At 71.9% G+C, this 16,645-nt stretch carries 16 protein-coding genes; 5 read left to right on the top strand and 11 right to left on the bottom strand.

Annotated elements, in window-relative coordinates:
• Positions 1-10 precede the first annotated feature (10 nt).
• Positions 11-1,537 (top strand): SLC13 family permease, encoded by a 1,527-nt coding sequence (locus tag ACQPWW_RS05810; protein WP_433129861.1) that lies wholly within the window; start codon positions 11-13, stop codon positions 1,535-1,537.
• 8 nt (positions 1,538-1,545) lie between these two features.
• Here ACQPWW_RS05810 and ACQPWW_RS05805 read toward each other — a convergent pair whose 3' ends face one another.
• A complete protein-coding gene (locus ACQPWW_RS05805; RefSeq protein WP_433129858.1) occupies positions 1,546-1,830 on the bottom strand; it encodes a putative quinol monooxygenase in 285 nt (94 codons plus the stop codon).
• Between the two features lie 153 nt (positions 1,831-1,983).
• On the opposite strand from ACQPWW_RS05805, the gene ACQPWW_RS05800 reads away from it, so the two are divergent.
• Positions 1,984-3,345, top strand: a complete 1,362-nt coding sequence (locus ACQPWW_RS05800) for a serine hydrolase (protein WP_433129856.1) — start codon at positions 1,984-1,986, stop codon at positions 3,343-3,345.
• A gap of 8 nt (positions 3,346-3,353) precedes the next feature.
• Here the strand turns inward: ACQPWW_RS05800 and ACQPWW_RS05795 are convergent, their stop codons facing one another.
• From ACQPWW_RS05795 to ACQPWW_RS05760, 8 genes are all read right to left on the bottom strand, one after another.
• On the bottom strand, positions 3,354-4,127 hold the full coding sequence (locus ACQPWW_RS05795; RefSeq protein ID WP_433129854.1) for a hypothetical protein: 774 nt from the start codon (positions 4,125-4,127) through the stop codon (positions 3,354-3,356).
• Positions 4,128-4,204: 77 nt separating this feature from the next.
• The gene (locus ACQPWW_RS05790) at positions 4,205-4,963 is read right to left on the bottom strand and encodes a MerR family transcriptional regulator (protein WP_433129852.1); all 759 of its coding nucleotides are present in this window, start codon (positions 4,961-4,963) and stop codon (positions 4,205-4,207) included.
• A 50-nt stretch (positions 4,964-5,013) separates the two neighbouring features.
• A complete protein-coding gene (locus tag ACQPWW_RS05785) occupies positions 5,014-7,254 on the bottom strand; it encodes a putative bifunctional diguanylate cyclase/phosphodiesterase (RefSeq protein ID WP_433129850.1) in 2,241 nt (746 codons plus the stop codon).
• Between the two features lie 549 nt (positions 7,255-7,803).
• Entirely contained in the window at positions 7,804-8,037 is a 234-nt protein-coding gene (locus ACQPWW_RS05780; protein WP_357557744.1) for a zinc-ribbon domain-containing protein, read from the bottom strand.
• A 108-nt stretch (positions 8,038-8,145) separates the two neighbouring features.
• Positions 8,146-9,015, bottom strand: coding sequence for an SRPBCC family protein (locus ACQPWW_RS05775; RefSeq protein ID WP_433129848.1), 870 nt, complete (start codon positions 9,013-9,015; stop codon positions 8,146-8,148).
• On the bottom strand, positions 9,008-9,565 hold the full coding sequence (locus ACQPWW_RS05770) for an ArsR/SmtB family transcription factor (protein ID WP_433129846.1): 558 nt from the start codon (positions 9,563-9,565) through the stop codon (positions 9,008-9,010). Before ACQPWW_RS05770 ends, ACQPWW_RS05775 begins: the two co-directional genes overlap by 8 nt.
• A gap of 100 nt (positions 9,566-9,665) precedes the next feature.
• Positions 9,666-11,009, bottom strand: coding sequence for a class I SAM-dependent methyltransferase (locus ACQPWW_RS05765; RefSeq protein WP_433129844.1), 1,344 nt, complete (start codon positions 11,007-11,009; stop codon positions 9,666-9,668).
• Entirely contained in the window at positions 11,006-12,403 is a 1,398-nt protein-coding gene (locus ACQPWW_RS05760) for an FAD-binding oxidoreductase (protein WP_433129842.1), read from the bottom strand. Before ACQPWW_RS05760 ends, ACQPWW_RS05765 begins: the two co-directional genes overlap by 4 nt.
• Before the next feature lie 93 nt (positions 12,404-12,496).
• On the opposite strand from ACQPWW_RS05760, the gene ACQPWW_RS05755 reads away from it, so the two are divergent.
• Both ACQPWW_RS05755 and ACQPWW_RS05750 read left to right on the top strand, forming a co-directional pair.
• Positions 12,497-12,967 (top strand): aminoacyl-tRNA deacylase, encoded by a 471-nt coding sequence (locus ACQPWW_RS05755; RefSeq protein ID WP_433129840.1) that lies wholly within the window; start codon positions 12,497-12,499, stop codon positions 12,965-12,967.
• A 79-nt stretch (positions 12,968-13,046) separates the two neighbouring features.
• A complete protein-coding gene (locus ACQPWW_RS05750; protein ID WP_433129838.1) occupies positions 13,047-13,748 on the top strand; it encodes an RICIN domain-containing protein in 702 nt (233 codons plus the stop codon).
• An 18-nt stretch (positions 13,749-13,766) separates the two neighbouring features.
• Here the strand turns inward: ACQPWW_RS05750 and ACQPWW_RS05745 are convergent, their stop codons facing one another.
• Positions 13,767-15,071 carry an MFS transporter gene (locus tag ACQPWW_RS05745; RefSeq protein ID WP_433129836.1) on the bottom strand — a complete coding sequence of 435 codons (1,305 nt, stop codon included), beginning with the start codon at positions 15,069-15,071 and terminating at the stop codon, positions 13,767-13,769.
• A 52-nt stretch (positions 15,072-15,123) separates the two neighbouring features.
• Here ACQPWW_RS05745 and ACQPWW_RS05740 point away from each other — a divergent pair, with 52 nt between their 5' ends.
• On the top strand, positions 15,124-16,131 hold the full coding sequence (locus tag ACQPWW_RS05740) for a GlxA family transcriptional regulator (RefSeq protein WP_433129834.1): 1,008 nt from the start codon (positions 15,124-15,126) through the stop codon (positions 16,129-16,131).
• A gap of 24 nt (positions 16,132-16,155) precedes the next feature.
• Here ACQPWW_RS05740 and ACQPWW_RS05735 read toward each other — a convergent pair whose 3' ends face one another.
• Positions 16,156-16,620 carry a hypothetical protein gene (locus ACQPWW_RS05735; protein WP_433129832.1) on the bottom strand — a complete coding sequence of 155 codons (465 nt, stop codon included), beginning with the start codon at positions 16,618-16,620 and terminating at the stop codon, positions 16,156-16,158.
• Positions 16,621-16,645: the final 25 nt, after the last annotated feature.

The following is a 16,645-nucleotide window of genomic DNA, read 5'->3' as shown; positions in this document are numbered from 1 at the left end:
CGTGATTCCCGTGCCACCACCCCCCGCCCTGGCCGACCCACTGACCGTCCTCGCCGCACCGGCCGAACCGGTGACCACCGCCGGTGACACCCAGCTCGTCATCGCCGCCCTGCTCGGCATCGCCGCCGTGGTGCTGCTTATCGCCTGGGCGAAGGTGCACCCGTTCCTGTCGCTGATCCTCGGCGCGGCGGTGCTCGGCGTGACCGCCAGCGTCGCGCCCGACAAGATGATCACCTCGTTCACCGCCGGGGTGGGCTCCACCGCCGGCGGTGTCGGGCTGTTGATCGCCCTCGGCGCGATGATCGGCGGTCTGCTCGCCGAGTCCGGCGGCGCCGACGGCATCGTCAACCGGACCGTCGGCCGGGTCTCCGGCCGCACGTTGCCGTGGGCGATGGCCGCGGTGGCGGCGCTTATCGGGTTGCCGCTCTTCTTCGAGGTCGGCGTGGTGCTGCTGGTGCCGATCGTGCTGCTCGTCTCGATGCGGACCGACGTGCCGCTGATGAAGATCGGCATTCCGGCGCTGGCCGGCCTGTCGGTGCTGCACGGCCTCGTCCCGCCGCATCCCGGGCCGCTGGTGGCGATCTCCTCGCTCAACGCCGATCTGGGATTGACGCTCGGGCTGGGCCTGTTGGTGGCGATCCCCACGGTGATCATCTCCGGGCCGGTGTTCGGCACCTTCATCGCCCGGTACGTGCCGGCGACGGCGCCCGCCGCGCTGCTGCCGACCCGCCGGGAACCGGGCCGGACCACCGAGGCGGCGGCAGAGCGCGACGTGGACGGTGATCTCCTCACCGACGACGACCTGGTCAACCCGGGCGGCGGACGACCGGGTGAGCCGGTGGACGACAGCGGCACGGAGACCTCCCGACGGACCCCGGCGTTCTGGCCGGCGGTGATCACCGTGCTGCTGCCTGTGGTGCTGATGCTGCTGCGCGCGATCGGCGAGCTGACCCTGGACGAGGGCACCGCCGGCCGCAAGACGCTCGACATCGTCGGCACGCCGATCGTGGCGCTGCTCGCCGGGGTGATCCTGGCGATGTTCACGCTGGGCTACCAGGCCGGGTTCAGCCGATCCCAGGTCTCCTCGGTGATCGGCGGTTCGCTGCCGCCGATCGCCGGCATCCTGCTGATCGTGGCGGCCGGCGGCGGGTTCAAGCAGGTGCTTGTGGACGCCGGGGTGGGCAACCTGGTCGCCGACGCGGCCAAGGACGCGAACCTCTCGCCGCTGTTGCTGGGCTGGCTCGTCGCGGTCGGCATCCGCGTCGCGACCGGCTCGGCGACAGTCGCGACCATCACGGCGGCGGGCATCGTGGCACCCCTCGCGGCGAGCCTGGACAAGCCGGAGGTGGCCCTGCTGGCGCTGGCGATCGGCTGCGGGTCGCTGTTCCTGTCGCACGTCAACGACGCCGGGTTCTGGCTCGTGAAGGAGTACTTCGGACTGACCGTCGGGCAGACCCTCAAGAGCTGGTCGTTGATGGAGACGATCATCTCCGTGGTCGGCTTCCTCGGCGTGCTCCTGCTCGACCTGCTGCTGTAGCGACCGGGTCAGGGCGCCTCGACGCCGGAGATCAGGTAGCGCCGCACGTCGGCGTCGAGGATGGCCGCCTCCTGCCCGTCACTCGGCCCGGCGCCCCGGAACGCCGCCAGTTGCTCCGCCGACTCCCAGCGTTCGTAGACGTGGATCCGGCCGGGCTCCAGCGGGTCGGCCGCGAGGAGGAAGTCGAGGCAGCCGGCGGCGGCGCGGGCCTGCGTGATGACCTCCTCGCAGCCGGACAGGTACGCCTCGCGGTCGGCCGGTTCCACCTGCAAACTGCCTGCGATGATCAACATGGGGCCTCCGGGGTCGGTGTGTTTGATGAGCCTGATGCCGGTGATTCATTTTGATACCTGTGAGTCGGCGTGCTCGCGGGGACATCCCCGCCCGGACGGGTGACGCCGGTCCCGCTTGTCTCACCGGCCCCCGGCGCTTCATATCGTGCAAACGTGAGAAAAAGCGACAAGAAGCCCTCATCTTCCCCACTGGCGATGTCTGTCCGCGTACCTCGGAAAGTGCTGGCGGCGGCGGTCGCGCTCGCCGTGCTGGCCACCAGCGGGCCGGCCACCGCCGACGGCCCCGGGCCCGGCGCGGACCCGGCGCGGCGGGCCGAGCCGACGCACGGGGTCGAACCGGGCGGCGGGCAGGGCCATGAGCCCGGTGTCGAGCCGACGCCGGAGCGGGCGCCGACCAGCGAGGTGTCCTGGTTGTCGTTTCCCGGCGGGGTCTTCGCGGTCGACTCGCTCGGGCACACGGTGCGCTACCGGGCCTGCGACGGTGACACCGGTCGGGTCGCCGACCCGGGCATGCTGGTCGCCGCCGGGGTGGCCAGCGGCGCGGTCGTCGTCGGGGGCACGGCCTACCGCTACCGGGTGCCGTTGACCGGCCGCAGCGAGGGGACGCTGGAGGTGATCCAACGGCACCGTCCGCCGGTCGAGCTGACCGGAGTGGTGGTCACCAGCCCGCAGCCGCCCACCGACCCGGTCGCGGGAGCCCGGCTGTTCCCGCTCAGCGGGCAGCTCGCCCGGGTGGTCGCCGACGCGAGCCTCAACCCGGCCGGAGTCACCGTCCGCGATCTGTCCGGCCGGTACGGCGACCAGCAGATCGCCGTCAACGGCGCGCTGCGCCCCAAGGCCGCCAGCGTGATCAAACTGTGGATCCTCGTCGAGCTGCTCCGCTGGGTCGACTGTGGACAGGTGTCGCTCGACGACGGCGTGCTGGTCACCCCGGAGGACGTGGTCGGCGGCACCGGTCAACTCCAGTTCGAGACGTTCCCGCAGGTGGTCACACTGCATCGGCTCGCCCAGTACCTGATCAAATACAGCGACAATGTCGCCGCGAACGTGCTGATCACCTACCTCGGCGGGTTCGCCCCGGTCAACGCGCTGATCGACTCGATGAACCAGCGATCCACCATCCTGGCCCGCCGGATGCTCGACAGCGCGGCGGCGCAACGCGGTGAGGAGAACTACACAAGCCCGGACGACGTGGTGTCCCTACTCGGCGCGGTCTGGGACGGCGAGATCCTCACCCCCGCATCACGCGACCTGATGATCGGCTTCATGCGGGAGCAGACCCTCAACACCAAGATCCCGGCGGCGCTGCCACCCGGGGTGCCGGTGGCCCACAAGACCGGCGACCTGCCGGACGCCTCCCACGACGTCGGCTACTACCTGATCCCCGGCACCGAGACCGCCGTCGCGTTCCTCACCGCCGGGCCGATGGCCAGCGGCGACGAGACGGTCCGCCGGATGGCCCGGACCGTCTACGACTTCCTTGTCGCCCCGGTCGCCGGCGCGGTCGAGGAGTGAGCCGGCGGTCAGGCCCCGGGGATGTTCGCCGGAGGGTCCTCGCGGACCAGGTCGGCCGCCGGCGGCTCGGCCGACACCGACAACCCGAAGTCCGAGTACGTCAGGTCGAGCTGGGCGGTCTCCGACTGCTCGCTTGCCAACTCGATGCGGTAGTGGACCAGCCGGCCCTGCTCGTCGACCGCCGCGGTGAACGGCACCGCCCCGGCCCGCTCACCGAGCACACCGCCGACCCCGTCGCCCAGCACCGCGCCGCTCTCGCGCAGGTCCAGCGTGCCGGCGTACGCCAGTGCCCCGGTCTGCCGGACGGCCGTCGCCGCGCCGAGCGTGCCGGCCAGCTTGGTGTTGTCCAGGCCCTGTTGGGCGGGCGGCGAACCCGGCGCGCCGACATGCCACCAGGTCTTGCCGTCCCAGACCGGAACACGGCGGTCCGGGGCGCTGATCCGCACGTAGACGTCCGGCCCGGTGGTGAGCCGTTCGATCTTCACCTCGCCGGTGGGCACCTTGAGCGAGGTGGTCTCCAGGCCACGCTTCGCCGTCGGGTCCCAGAGCACCACCGTGCCGTCCCCGCCCGCCGTCCCGCCGCTGCTCACCGTCAGCTTGTAGGTCTGCGTGTCGACCCTCGCGGCGGCGGCCGTCAGCACACCGGCCGGATCGGTCGGGCCGGCCGACGCCGCCGGGCGACCCGCGTCGGGTTCGTCGCCGGTGGCCACCAGTGCCCACGCCCCGGCGGCGACCGCCACCGCGAGGATGGCGCCGGCGACGATCAGTTTCGGCTTCTGCACTGTCATCTCCCCGGGGCGGTGCGGTCCGGCCAGACTAGCCGGACCGCCCGCGCCGCTGTTCCGGGTCGGCCTCCCGATCAGGCGCGGCTGATCGCGTTGGCGTGGATCGCCTCGTGCAGGTACGCGGCCAGCCCCGGGGCGATGTTCTCGTAGTACGCGGTGAACCGCTCGTCGGCCAGGTACATGTCGGCCAACCCGGTCTGCATCTCGTACGAGCACTCGTAGAACCAGCGGCTGATGAGCTGCCGGTGCTCCTCGGCCAACTCCATCGCCTCCGGGCTGTCCGCCGGCGCGCCCGAGGCCAGCACCGCGACGATCCGCCGACCCCAGTCCTCGTTCTCCGCCTTGTTCCGGAGCCAGTCGTCCTTGGTGTACCGGGCGACCCGCCGGTTCGACTCCCGGTACGCGACGGTGTCACCCCACCGCTGCTCCGCCTCGGCCTCGTGATCCTCGGGGTTGAAGTCGCCGAAGACCTCGAACCGCTCCTCCGGGGTGAGTTGGATGTTCATCTTGCTCGCCTCCATCGCGAACTCGATCGCCGCGACCATCTCCTGCAACCGCCGCACCCGTCCCGTCAGCAACTCGTGCTGGCGGCGCAGGTGTGCGGCCGGATCGGCCGCCGGGTCGTCGATGATCGCGGTGATCTCCTCAAGCGGGAAACCCAGCTCCCGGTAGTACAGGACGAGTTGCAGCCGTTGCAGGTCCGCGTCGTCGTAGCGGCGGTAACCCGCCGGGGTTCGCCCGCTGGGCGAGAGCAACCCGATCTCGTCGTAGTGGTGCAACGTCCGCACCGTCACGCCGGCGACCCTCGCCACCTGACCCACCGTGTACGCCATGGTTCCCCTCCCTTCCGGGAACCAGGCTCCCGCCTGCCGCTACGTGAGGGTCAAGCCCGATTCTGGCCCACCATTGCGGGGGCGTCCGGCCGCCCGTACAGATAGCCCTGACCGCGCGGGCAACCGATCGCGGCGACCGCCTCGTGCTGACACTCGGTCTCCACCCCCTCCGCGACGACAGTCAGGTCGAACGCGCCGGCCAGTCGGGTAACCATCTCCACCGTGGCGTACGCGCGGTCGTCCGACCCCAGCCGGGTCACGAACGACCTGTCGATCTTCAGCTCGGTCGCCGGGATGCGGTGCAGGTAGCTCAACGACGAGTACCCCGTACCGAAGTCGTCGATGGCGATCTTGATGCCCAACTCGCGCAGCTGGTGCAGCCGTTCCAGCACCGCTTCGGTGCCCTCGATCAGCGCCGACTCGGTCAACTCCAGGGTCAACGCCCGCGGCGCCAGCCCGGCGGCGCTGGTGGCAGCGGTGACAGTGGCGATCAGGTCGGGACGGCGCAGGTGCGCCGCGGCGATGTTCACCGCCACTGTCGCGTCCGGCGCCCGGTCCCGCCAGGTCGCCGCCGCCCGGCACGCCTCGTGGATCACCCACCGGTCGATCGGCAGGATCAACCCGGTCTCCTCGGCCAGCGGCAGGAACCTCGCCGGCGGCAGCAACCCGAGCCGGGGGTGCCGCCACCGCACCAACGCCTCGGCGCTGCGCACCGCGCCGCTGGCCAGGTCGACGATCGGCTGGAACTGCAGCCGCAGTTGACCCTCGTCGACCGCGCGGCGCAGGTCGGCGATCAGCTCGGCACGCGAGACGGCCGACTCGCGCAGCGCCGGGGTGCACGTCCGGTACGCGGACTTCCCCGCCGCCTTGGCCGCGTACATGGCGATGTCGGCGTCGCGCAGCAGATCGGTGTGCGAGGCGTGCTGCGGGCCGAGCTCGGCGATGCCGATGCTCGCCGACGGGTGCACCCCGACGTCATCATCACCGTCGGAGGGCCGCAGCGCGTCCAGCAGTCGCTCGGCGATCCGCTCGGGTGAGACCTGTCGGTCGCCGTCGACAAGCACCGCGAACTCGTCCCCGCCGAGCCGGGCGATGATGCCGTCGTCGGCGACGACAGCCCGCATCCGGGCCGCCAGTCCGGTCAGCAGGGTGTCGCCGGTGGCATGCCCGAAACGGTCGTTCACCTGCTTGAACCCGTCCAGGTCGAGCAGCAGCACGGCCGCCGGTCGGCCGTCGCGCAGGGCCAGCCGCAGCCGCCGGTTGAACGACAGCCGGTTGGGCAGCCCGGTGAGCTGGTCTCCGTACGCGAGCCGGCGCAACCGGACCACCAGCCGCAGGTTCTCGTTGGCGGCCAACCCCTGCCGCACGGCGAGAGCCCCGAGCAGGGCCATCATGGTCACGAAGATCAGGTGCGGGGTCTGCCCGGTGGGTTGGCGGGCCAGCACCACCGCGACGATCGCTCCGCCCACCGGCAGGTACGGCAACGCCACCCGCCACCAGGGCGGCGGCGACGACTCGGCGGTGTCGTCGGTGCCGTCGCAGTCCGGCGGCGGCGGCTTGCGGGTGGCCAGGCCGATCAGCAGGTAACTCACCGGCCAGCACAGGTCGATCGGGTGACCGGCGGCGTAGTCGGCCCGCGCGACAAGCGAGACGTAGACGACGTCGGCGGCGACGCGCAGGGTGAGGCTCGCCGCGAGCAGGCTCATCGGCCGCCACATCGGCCGGGCCGGCCCGGCCACCGCGACCAGGATGGTGAGCTGCATCAGGTCGAACATCGGGTAGAGCAGCCCCAGCGTGCGTGCCGGATCGGCCAACTCGGCGGCGGCCACCCCGCGAAACACCAGCACCCAGGCGATCGGCACCAGGGCCAGGGCGACGATCACGCCGTCCAGCAACGTGCGGGCCCGCCCCACCGCGGTCCGTGGCGCGGACGGCGAACTGAGCAGCGCGGCCGTGCCGGTGAGGATGCCGGCGGTGAAGACCACCCCGACCGCCGGCGTGTGCGGCAGGTCGCCGCCGACGAGACGCTGCACCGTCCAGATGACCCGGCCCAGCGCGGCGAGCGCCATGGTGACGGCGAGCAGCACCCAGAACCTGCGCAGCGGGGCCGGATGTCGACGGGCCACGCCCGCACACGCGCCGGTCGCCCAACCGGCCACCAGCAGCGCGCCGACGTCACTGACCAGCGCGGCGCCGGGCAGGGCGGCGACGAGCCAGCACGCCTCCACGAGGATGACCCCGGCCGCGAGGATCGCACCGGTGGGGTTGAGCTTCCCCACAGCCTGCTTCACGTCCTGACGGGACACGGTCGCTCCGGCTTCGTCGTGCGTGCACCCTCGGGAGGACCGGTCCACGGCAAACCCCGAAAGCCTAACCAGCGCCCAAGTACGCCGCCAGAGCCGAACGCCCGCGCTGGTCGAGCCACGCCGGGCCCGGCAAACCCCGGGCCTGGGCTGGGGCTGCGGCCCGGGCCTCCCTCATATGCCCCCCTGTAGACCTGCCCCACAGGTGGGGCAGGCAGGCACGCGGCCCCGAGCCGGGACGCTTCCGAGCCGACCCTCCACGCGGCGCCAGACCGGTGCCCCACACCTGGGGCAGCTCTACAGGGGCCGAGAGTGGTGGCACCACCCCGACGACGGCCACCTCGACCCGGATCAACAGCGACCGCCGGAGCGGTTCCAGGGTGAGCGGGGCAGTGCGGTGCCGGCCAGCGGGCGGCGAGCGCGTCGGCGTTTGCGTCGCCCAGGGGTGCAGGGCGGACGGGCGACGGTGTGTACCGCCACGTCGGCCGGGGGCACCGGTCGGCCGATCAACCAGAACAGGAGGCGGTCCATCCCGGGTCAGCCGACCGGGAGGCGCTCGGCGTCGGACTTGGAAATCTCGTACTGGGCCGCACAGAACGTGCACTGCTGCGCGTACCGGGTGCGGATCGGTATGAGGGGGATGAAGAAGAGGGTGAATTTCGTCGACCGGCGGGTGATCACCTGAGCGGCGTGGTTGCCGCAGTGGCGGCAGACCTGCTGCACGACCCCGGACCGGTCGACCTTGGTACGCAGACCAAAGATGAAGAACATCGCCCGCCAGTACCCACTCAACCCCGAAAAGTCACCCCGCAGCGCCGACGAACGCGCCGCGAGCGCCGGCCTCTGCTGGGTCGGCGCTCGCGGCGGGGTGTCAGTGACTCAGTTGGCGGGCTGGGGGTCCAGGCCGGGGATCTCGGCGGGGAGCCAGATCGGCTGCCAGTCCGGCACCTCGTGGAAGCGGCGCAGCTCGAACAGCCCGGCAACCGATCCGCTCCAGGCCCCGTACGGCGGGTTGGCCTCGTCGAAGCCGCTCTGCACGAAGGTGAGCGTGGTTCGGCCGTTGGACTCGGCCAGCTCCCAGTTCGTCACGCCGGTCGGTCCCCAGTCGACGGACATCCGCCGGCCGGGCTCCAGGTCGACGATCTTGGCCGCGTAGCCGTTCTCGAAGCCGCCCATGGCGTACCGGCCGCCGACCCAGGGCTCGATGCCGATCGGGTAGCCGAACCAGGCGCTGGCCTGCTCGGAGTCGGTCAGCGACTCCCACACCTTGTCGGCGGGGGCGGCGATGACCAGCTCACCCCGCAGGTCGGCGGAGGTGAAGTCGGTGCGGGGCAGCAGTGGCTTGCCCTCCAGGTGGGCGGCCAGGTTGGCGATGGACAGCGCCCAGTACGTCTGGAGCACGCCCCGGATGCTGGAGCCGCTCATCGCCTCGGCGAAGTCGAAGTGGCTCTGGATCAGCGTGAGCACTGTGCTGTCCGGGCCCTCGGCGGTGAGCTGGAACTCGGTGGTGGTCTCCACCCCGTCGAGCAGCCAGCTGAAGCGCAGCGTGTCGTCGTCGGCGTGCAGCAGCCGCTGGTGCGGGGCGTCGCCCTCGGGCGTGTAGCGACCCCAGAACTCGTACCGCTGGGGCAGCTCGACCTCGACGTGCTCGGCCAGCCAGAGACGCAGCTCGGCCGGGTCGGTCAGGGCCTGGCGGACGCGCCCGACGGGCGCGGAGAGACGGGCCTGCACCTTCATCGGTTCACTCATTGTCGTTCCCTTTCGGATAGCAGGCGACGGCCAGCTTGAAGGCATCGCCTTCGCTGCCGCCGTAGCGGGTGAACAGGTCCTGAAGTGCGGTCTGCAGGTCGTGCAGGAACTGCTGGCGCTGCTCGGCCGGCACCCGGATCTCGCCGGAGACCCCGATCGAGGGCAGCTCGGGCGCTGCCCGGTCCAGACCGGCGATGTCGGCCTGGACCTCCTCCATCAGGTCGAGCAGGTAGCCCAGGCTCAGCTCGTCGCGGGCCCGGCGCAGACCGATCCGGCCGACGAGCCGGGGGGACAGCCAGTACGACCGGGCGGCGGCCTGGTAGATCCCCTCGGTGATCCCACGAACCTTGCGTTCCTTGACCAGCTCGACGAGGCCGGCGGCGACGAGCTGCTTGACGTGGTAGTAGACGCGCTGTGGCGTCTGGTCGAGTCGAGCCGCGACCTCGGTGCAGGTACGCGGTTCGGCGAGTTGCCGCAGCACCTCGACGCGCTGCGGCTTGAGCAGGACTTCGGCCTGCTCGATCTGCTCCAGGTACAGGACATCTCTCATGGCAAAATCAGTTTGTACGTACAAAACTTGTTTGTCAATCGGTTCGCGAGAAGCCGCGCCGACTTTCTCGACGCGGCTTCAGGCAGCGCTCAGCAGGTGATCAGGGCAACCAGTCCGGTCGCAGCGGGTAGCCGTTCACCCCGTCCGGGCCGTTGTGCGTGGCAAGCACCTGGTGCAGCTGGATGCCGTTGCGCTCGAACGCCATCCGCGACCCGGCCATGTACAGCCCCCACACCCGGGCGGTGCCCGCACCCACCTCCGAGACGCAGAAGTCCCAGTGCTCCACCAGGTTGCGGCACCAGGCGGCCAGCGTCAGCGCGTAGTGCTGGCGCAGATTCTCCTCGTGGTGCACCTCCAACCCGGCGTCGTGCACCTCGCTGATCAGCCGACCCGGGCCGGCCAACTCGCCGTCCGGGAAGACGTACCTGTCGATGAACGCGCCGGAGCGGTGCGGCGCCCGATTGTCCGCGCGCGTGATGGTGTGGTTGAGGAGCCGACCCCCCGCCCGCAGCCGGGACCGCAACGCCCCGAAATAGGTCGGGTAGTTGCGCACCCCGATGTGCTCGGTCAACCCGATCGACGAGATGGCGTCGAACTGCTCCGCCGGGGCGTCCCGGTAGTCCAGGTGCCGCACCTCGGCCAGCCCGGTCAGCCCCTCCCGCTCGATCGCCGCCTGCGCCCACTGCGCCTGCGCCTTCGACAGGGTCACCCCGAGCGCCTTCACGCCGTACTCGCGGGCCGCGTGCCGGACCATGCCACCCCAGCCGCAGCCCACATCCAGCAGCCGCATGCCCTTCTTGAGCGCCAACTTGCCGGCGACCAGGTCGTACTTCGCCGCCTGGGCCTGCTCCAGCGTGTCGTCCGGAGACCGGAAGACCGCACAGGTGTACGTCATCGACGGGCCGAGCACCTTCTCGTAGAAGGCGTTGGAGACGTCGTAGTGGTGCGAGATCGCCGTGCTGTCGCGCACCCGCGAGTGCCGCAGCCCGTTCACCACCCGCTTCCACCGCGGCTGCGCCTCCTGCGGCGGAGCCGGCGGCGGCATCAGCCGCTCCCAGCCCAGCCCCCGGACCAGCGCCAGCCCCTCGGCCAGCGACGGTGGGCGCAGCCGCAACTCGTCCTTGAGCACCCGCAACGCCTCGTACGGGTCGCCCGGGTGCACCCCCTGCAACGCCAGGTCCCCACTGACGTAGGCCCGCGCCATGCCCAGGTCGCCGGGAGCGGTGAGCAGGTACGACAAACCCCGCTCGGAACGGATCGCCAGGGTGATACCGGCATCGGACGGGCCGACGGCACTGCCGTCGTACCCGGTGATCCGCACCGGAAGCGGGCCCGTGGTGACCGCGCGGATGACATCCGCCACGGTCGGACCCGTGTGCCGGCCCCCCGCCGGCGGGGTGGCGGGGACGCTCGCCGCCCCCTGATCTCTGTCGGTCAGGCTCATGCTCGTGCTACCGCCTTTTCGTACAGTCCCGTCAGCCGGTGGTCCGGGTCGTAGCGGTCTTTCACCGCCCGCCACGTGTCGCCGCCGTACAGGCGATCGAAGGCGTCCCGGTCGTAGTACGCGTCGGAGTAGAGCGACTTGTGCCCGCCCGACTCCGACACCCTGCGTTCGATCGTGCGGTTGACGTCGCCGTCGGCGGCGCCCGGCGCGATCGGCACGCTCCCCCAGAACCCAATGTTGACGTAGTCCTGCCCTGGCCGGAGTGGATACAGCGGCCACGACCGCGCCGAACCGGCGCCCGCCGGCTCGCGCAACCGCAACGGACACAGCCACACCGGGTTCATCCCCACCGCGCCGGCGAACCAGCGCAGGAAGTCGGCGGTACGGTCCAGCGGGATCTCCACGTCCTGCACGACCCGCTCCCGGGCCGGCTGGCCGCGCAGCCGGTCGATCCGGGCCGCCACCTGGTGTCGGTGTTCGAGACGGACCAGCCGGTGGTAGAAGTCGCTGCGCCGGTAGCGCGCCGGCCAGAGCCGCCGCACGACCGGGTGCTGGGCGCCGAACGCCGAAGAGCACCAGAACCAGTCGGTGTCCCAGCGCCAGAGATAGTCGTGCGCGGTGAGCACGTCCCGGGTGCGCTGGCGCAGCGACCGGTAGTAGATCGCCTGACCGGTGTAGTCGCTGGGCGGGTCGGCGGCGTCGGTGAACGTGGCGAACACCAGGTACGCCTCGCCGGGGCTGAACATCACCCCGTCCATCGCGTCGACCGGCTGCCCGGCCCACGACCGGGTCGCGGTCACCTCCGCGATCGCGTCGGTGAGCGCCTCCAGCTGGGTGAACCGGACGTTGCGCAACGCCACGTACCGGCCGACCGGTTGCAGCTCGATGCGCAGCCGGGTCGCGTACCCGAGGCTGCCCAGCGAGTTGGGGAACGCGGCGAACAGGTCGGCGTGCTCCCCGTCGGGACGGGCGGTGACGATCTCGCCGGAGCCGGTGAGCACGTCCATCTCCCGCACCGACTCGTGCGGCAGGCCGTTGCGGAACGAGGTGGACTCGATCCCGAGGCCGGTCACCGCGCCACCCAACGTGATGGTGCGCAACTGCGGCACCACAAGCGGCATCAGCCCGTGCGGCAGCGTCGCGTCGACCAGGTCCTCGTAGGTGCACATGCCCTGCACGTCGGCGGTGCGCCCGGTCGGGTCGACCGACAACACGCCGTTCAGGCCGCTCACGTCGAGGCCCGGAGTCCGAGGTGCGGACCGGGGGCGGAACAGGTTGGACGTGCGTTTGGCCAGCCGGACAGGCTCGCCCGTGGGCACCGCGGCGTACGACCGTCGCAGCGTGTCCACCGCTTGATCATGGTCAATGGGGTGATCCACACGCTCAGCGCGCATGTGATCACCTTACGCTCGTACCTGGAAAACCGTGGGATGTGGGCCGTGGCAGTTTCCCGTCCGGCGGCAGGCCAGACGGTTACCGTGGCGGGCATGCCATCGCCCGCGATCACCGCCCTGGACACCGCCGGACTGACGTATCGGCTGGTCAGCCATGGTGCGGTCGGCAGTCTCGCGGAGGCCGCCGCGGCCCGGGGCGTGGCCGTCCCCGACGTCGTCAAGACGATCGTGGTGCGCCGGAGTGCTGACGATCACCTTTTCGTGCTCACCCCCGGCGACCGGGTCATCTCCTGGCCCAAGCTGCGCGCCCTGCTCGGGGTGCACCGGCTCTCCATGCCGGACGCCGCCGGCGCCCTGGCCGCGACCGGCTACGAGCGCGGCACCATCACCCCGTTCGGCGCGAGCACGGCGTGGCCGGTGATCGCCGACGAGCGACTGCGCGGCCGGGAGATCACGTTGGGCGCCGGGGAGCGTGGCCTCGCCGTCGCGGTCGACGCCGACGCCGCGATCGCGGCCCTCGACGCCACAGTGGCCGACGTCACCGACCCGCAGCCCACCCGCTGAGCGCGGTCGCCGTCGGGCCGGGCCGTCGGCCGGGGAACCGATTGGCCGCCGCCGGCGGCGGTGGGTGAGGATGGCGCCTATGTCCGCGCCCGAGGAACGCCCCGATCCCACCGGCACCGTCTACGGCGGAGGCCGACGGGCAGCACGATCCGGTCCACTGGCCGATCCGCTGCTGCGGGTGGCGCTGGCTGTCGGCCTGGTCGGCGTACTCCTCGGGGTGGTCTTCTCCATCGGGCTGCTCGACGGTGACGACGCGCCGAGCGTGCCGGCCAGCGTTGGCACGTCGTCCACCGACGCGCAGCCCACCGGCGCGCAGCCCACCGGCGCGCCGGCCGAGCCGAGCCCGAGCCCGAGCACGGCCGCCGAGCCGGTGACCGGGCCCCGGGTGTTCAAGGCCGACTCAGGCCTGTGCCTGGGGCTCTACGGCGACGGCACGCAGGCGAAGGCGCACTTGGCGGTCTGCACCGGCGGCCCGGAGCAGGATTGGGTGATCACCCCGGTCGGTCCGGAGGCGGCGACGGTGGCCAACGCCGCGACCGGGCAGTGTCTCGACGTCGAGGGTGGCGCCCAGGACGACGGCACGCCGCTGATGCAGTTTCCCTGCCACGGTGGGGCCAACCAGCAGTGGCGGCTGAACCCCATCGGCGGCGGCCCGGTGCTGCTGGTCGCGGTGCACAGCGGCAAGTGCGCCCAGGCCGACAACGACGGCGTCGAGGCCGGCGACGACATCCGGCAGCAGCCCTGCGACGAACGGCCGGCCCAGCAGTGGACCATGGGCTGACCCCTCAACCGGGCCGGCTCAGCCCTGGAACCGCCAGGCCTTCGGCGCTGTCGCGGCGGCCAGCACGGCCTCCGGCACCGGTCGGCCCGGCCGGCGACCCAGCAGCAACGACAGCCCGGCCGCGCCGATCGACAGCGCGCCGGCCACGTACCAGGCCATCGCGTAGTCGCCGAGTCGGTCCCGCACCAGCCCCGCACCGGTCGCGGCGACCGCCGCGCCGAACTGGTGGGCGGCGAACACCCAGCCGAACACCACCGCACCAGCGCCGCCGAAGTACTCCCGGCACAGCGCCACCGTCGGCGGCACTGTCGCCACCCAGTCCAGGCCGTAGAAGATGATGAACACCAGCATGCTCGGCTTGGCGCTGCCGCTGAACAGGCTCGGCAGAACCAGCAGGGACGCCCCCCGCAGCGCGTAGTACATGCCGAGCAGCAACCGGCTGTCCACCCGGTCGGTGAGCCAGCCGGAGGCGATGGTCCCGACGATGTCGAAGAGCCCGACCAGGGCGAGCAGCCCGGCCGCGGTGGTCTGGGCCATCCCGTGGTCGTGCGCGGCCGGCACGAAGTGCGTACCGACGAGGCCGTTGGTGGTCGCACCGCAGATCGCGAACCCGCCGGCCAGCAGCCAGAACGGCCGGGTCCGGGCCGCCGTCGCCAGCGCGCCGAGCGCCCGGGCCGCCGCGCCGCCGGTGGCCGGCGGCGCCGCGACGACCTCGGTCGCCCCGTAGGCGGGCAGCCCGAGATCCGCCGGGTGCTCGCGCAGCAACCACACCACAAGGGGTACGACCGCCAGCGCGGCTCCGGCCACGACGAGCGCTGCGGTACGCCAGCCGTGATCGCGGACCAGGATGGCGATCAGTGGCAGGAACACCAGCTGTCCGGCCGCCCCACCGGCGGTCAGCACTCCGGTGACGAGACCCCTGCGGCGCACGAACCAGCGCCCGGTGATGGTGGCCACGAACGCCAGCGCCATCGAGCCGGTGCCCAGGCCGACCAGCACACCCCAGCAGAGCAGCAGTTGCCAGCTGGCGCTCATGAAGACCGTCAACCCACTGCCGGCGGCGACCAGCAGCAGCGCCACCGAGACGACCCGGCGGATGCCGAACCGGTCCATCAGGGCGGCGGCGAACGGCGCGGTGAGCCCGTAGAGCAGCAGGTTGACCGAGACGGCGGCGGAGATGGTGGCCAGTGGCCAGCCGAACTCCTCGTGCAGGGGGTGCAGCAGCACCGACGGGGTGGCGCGGAAGCCGGCCGCGCCGACCAGCGCCACGAAAGCGACGGCGGCGACCAGCCAGGCGGGATGCAGGAGGCGGTTCTTTGTCACGGGACCAGTCTGGGCGGGGCCGTGCACCGCGACGAGTGGCCGGAAAGCCATCATGCGCAATAATCGGGCCATGACTCGCCCGCACCGGATCGCCGTACTCGCCCTGGACCAGGTGGTCGGCCTGGACCTCGGCACCCCGTCGCAGGTCTTCAGCACCGCCCGCAGCGCCGACGACACGCACCTCTACGACGTACGGGTGTGCACCCCGGGCGGGCGGCCGGTGCGGAGCACCGCCGGTTTCCAGGTGCTTCCCGACCATGGTCTGGAGTTGCTCGACACCGCCGACACGGTGATCGTCCCCGGCATCCACGCCGGCAGCGCGTTGACCTCGGGCACCGTCGAGCCGGAGGCGACCGAGGCGTTACGGGCGGCGTACGAGCGGGGCGCCCGGATCATGTCGATCTGCACCGGGGCGTTCGTGCTGGCCGCCGCCGGGCTGCTCGACGGGCGTCGGGCGACCACCCACTGGGCGTACACGGAGCAGTTCCGTCGCCTGCACGGCGAGGCGGTGGACCTCGACCCGGGCGTGCTCTTCATCGTCGACGACCGGGTGCTCACCTCGGCCGGAGTCGCCGCCGGCATCGACCTCTGCCTGCACGTCATCCGCCTCGACCACGGCAGCGAGGTGGCCAACCGGGCGGCCCGCCGTTGCGTGATGCCGCCGTGGCGGGACGGCGGCCAGGCGCAGTACATCGAGCGGCCGGTGCCGAAGGCCACCGACACCAGCACCGCGGGCGTCCGGGAGTGGGCGCGGCAGCGGCTGCACGAGCCGATCGCCCTGCGGGACCTGGCCGAGCAGGCGCGGATGAGCGTGCGGACCTTCACCCGGCGCTTCCGGTCGGAGACCGGGCTGAGCCCGGCGCAGTGGCTGCTGCAACAGCGCACCGACCACGCCCGACTGCTGCTGGAGACGACCGACCTCACCGTCGACCAGATCGCTCACCGCGCGGGTTTCGGCACCACCGCCGCCCTGCGTCAGCAACTCCACCAACGCATCGGCGTGGCGCCCTCGACCTACCGCCGCACCTTCCACCCCCGCCCCGAGCTGATCGACACCTGAGCCACCCGCAGCCGCCGGGTCGACTCAGGCGCGGAGCATCTGGAGCTGGGCCTGGTGCTTGGGCAGGTGGACCCGGGTGTGCAGGTCCAGCGTGCGGGACCAGGGCAGCGGTTCGTCCACGATGAGGTCGAAGCCCTCCCGCAGGTGGGTCTCGACCGGGGTCTCCGCCGCCAGGCCCAGCTGGTCGACGAGCCCGCACAGCCGGTCGCTGGTGCCGTGCAGCAGAGCGGTAAGCCCCCGCAGACCGCCCTGCTCGGCGGCCAGCGCGTCGAGCTGTGGACGGTGGATGTCCTCCTCCAGCTCGTAGTAGGCGAACGGCGACCCGGCCAGCAGCGCCTCGGTGGCCTGGATCATCAGCTCGTCGTTGGCGACCAGGTGGGCGACGATCTGCTCGGCGCTGAGCTGCCCCGCCGGAGCGGTCCCGAACTTGCCCGCGTCAAGCTCGACGAACACCCCGTCATAGGCCCGCCGCAGCCCTCCACTCTCCATGCCCCCAGTCAACCTGCCCGGCGGG

The organism is Micromonospora sp. CA-240977 (genome assembly GCF_050942285.1).
Lineage (GTDB): Bacteria > Actinomycetota > Actinomycetes > Mycobacteriales > Micromonosporaceae > Micromonospora.
The sequence above is the reverse complement of the archived record's forward strand: the minus strand, read 5'-3'. Positions and strand labels throughout refer to the sequence as shown.

What these genes read in the sequence shown, in the direction of transcription:
- ACQPWW_RS05805 (WP_433129858.1), bottom strand. Translation starts at nt 1,830, where the DNA reads ATGTTGATCATCGCAGGCAGTTTGCAGGTGGAACCGGCCGACCGCGAG.
- ACQPWW_RS05790 (WP_433129852.1), bottom strand. Translation starts at nt 4,963, where the DNA reads ATGGCGTACACGGTGGGTCAGGTGGCGAGGGTCGCCGGCGTGACGGTG.
- ACQPWW_RS05780 (WP_357557744.1), bottom strand. Translation starts at nt 8,037, where the DNA reads ATGTTCTTCATCTTTGGTCTGCGTACCAAGGTCGACCGGTCCGGGGTC.
- ACQPWW_RS05775 (WP_433129848.1), bottom strand. Translation starts at nt 9,015, where the DNA reads ATGAGTGAACCGATGAAGGTGCAGGCCCGTCTCTCCGCGCCCGTCGGG.
- ACQPWW_RS05770 (WP_433129846.1), bottom strand. Translation starts at nt 9,565, where the DNA reads ATGAGAGATGTCCTGTACCTGGAGCAGATCGAGCAGGCCGAAGTCCTG.
- ACQPWW_RS05765 (WP_433129844.1), bottom strand. Translation starts at nt 11,009, where the DNA reads ATGAGCCTGACCGACAGAGATCAGGGGGCGGCGAGCGTCCCCGCCACC.
- ACQPWW_RS05760 (WP_433129842.1), bottom strand. Translation starts at nt 12,403, where the DNA reads ATGCGCGCTGAGCGTGTGGATCACCCCATTGACCATGATCAAGCGGTG.
- ACQPWW_RS05755 (WP_433129840.1), top strand. Translation starts at nt 12,497, where the DNA reads ATGCCATCGCCCGCGATCACCGCCCTGGACACCGCCGGACTGACGTAT.
- ACQPWW_RS05750 (WP_433129838.1), top strand. Translation starts at nt 13,047, where the DNA reads ATGTCCGCGCCCGAGGAACGCCCCGATCCCACCGGCACCGTCTACGGC.
- ACQPWW_RS05740 (WP_433129834.1), top strand. Translation starts at nt 15,124, where the DNA reads ATGCGCAATAATCGGGCCATGACTCGCCCGCACCGGATCGCCGTACTC.
- ACQPWW_RS05735 (WP_433129832.1), bottom strand. Translation starts at nt 16,620, where the DNA reads ATGGAGAGTGGAGGGCTGCGGCGGGCCTATGACGGGGTGTTCGTCGAG.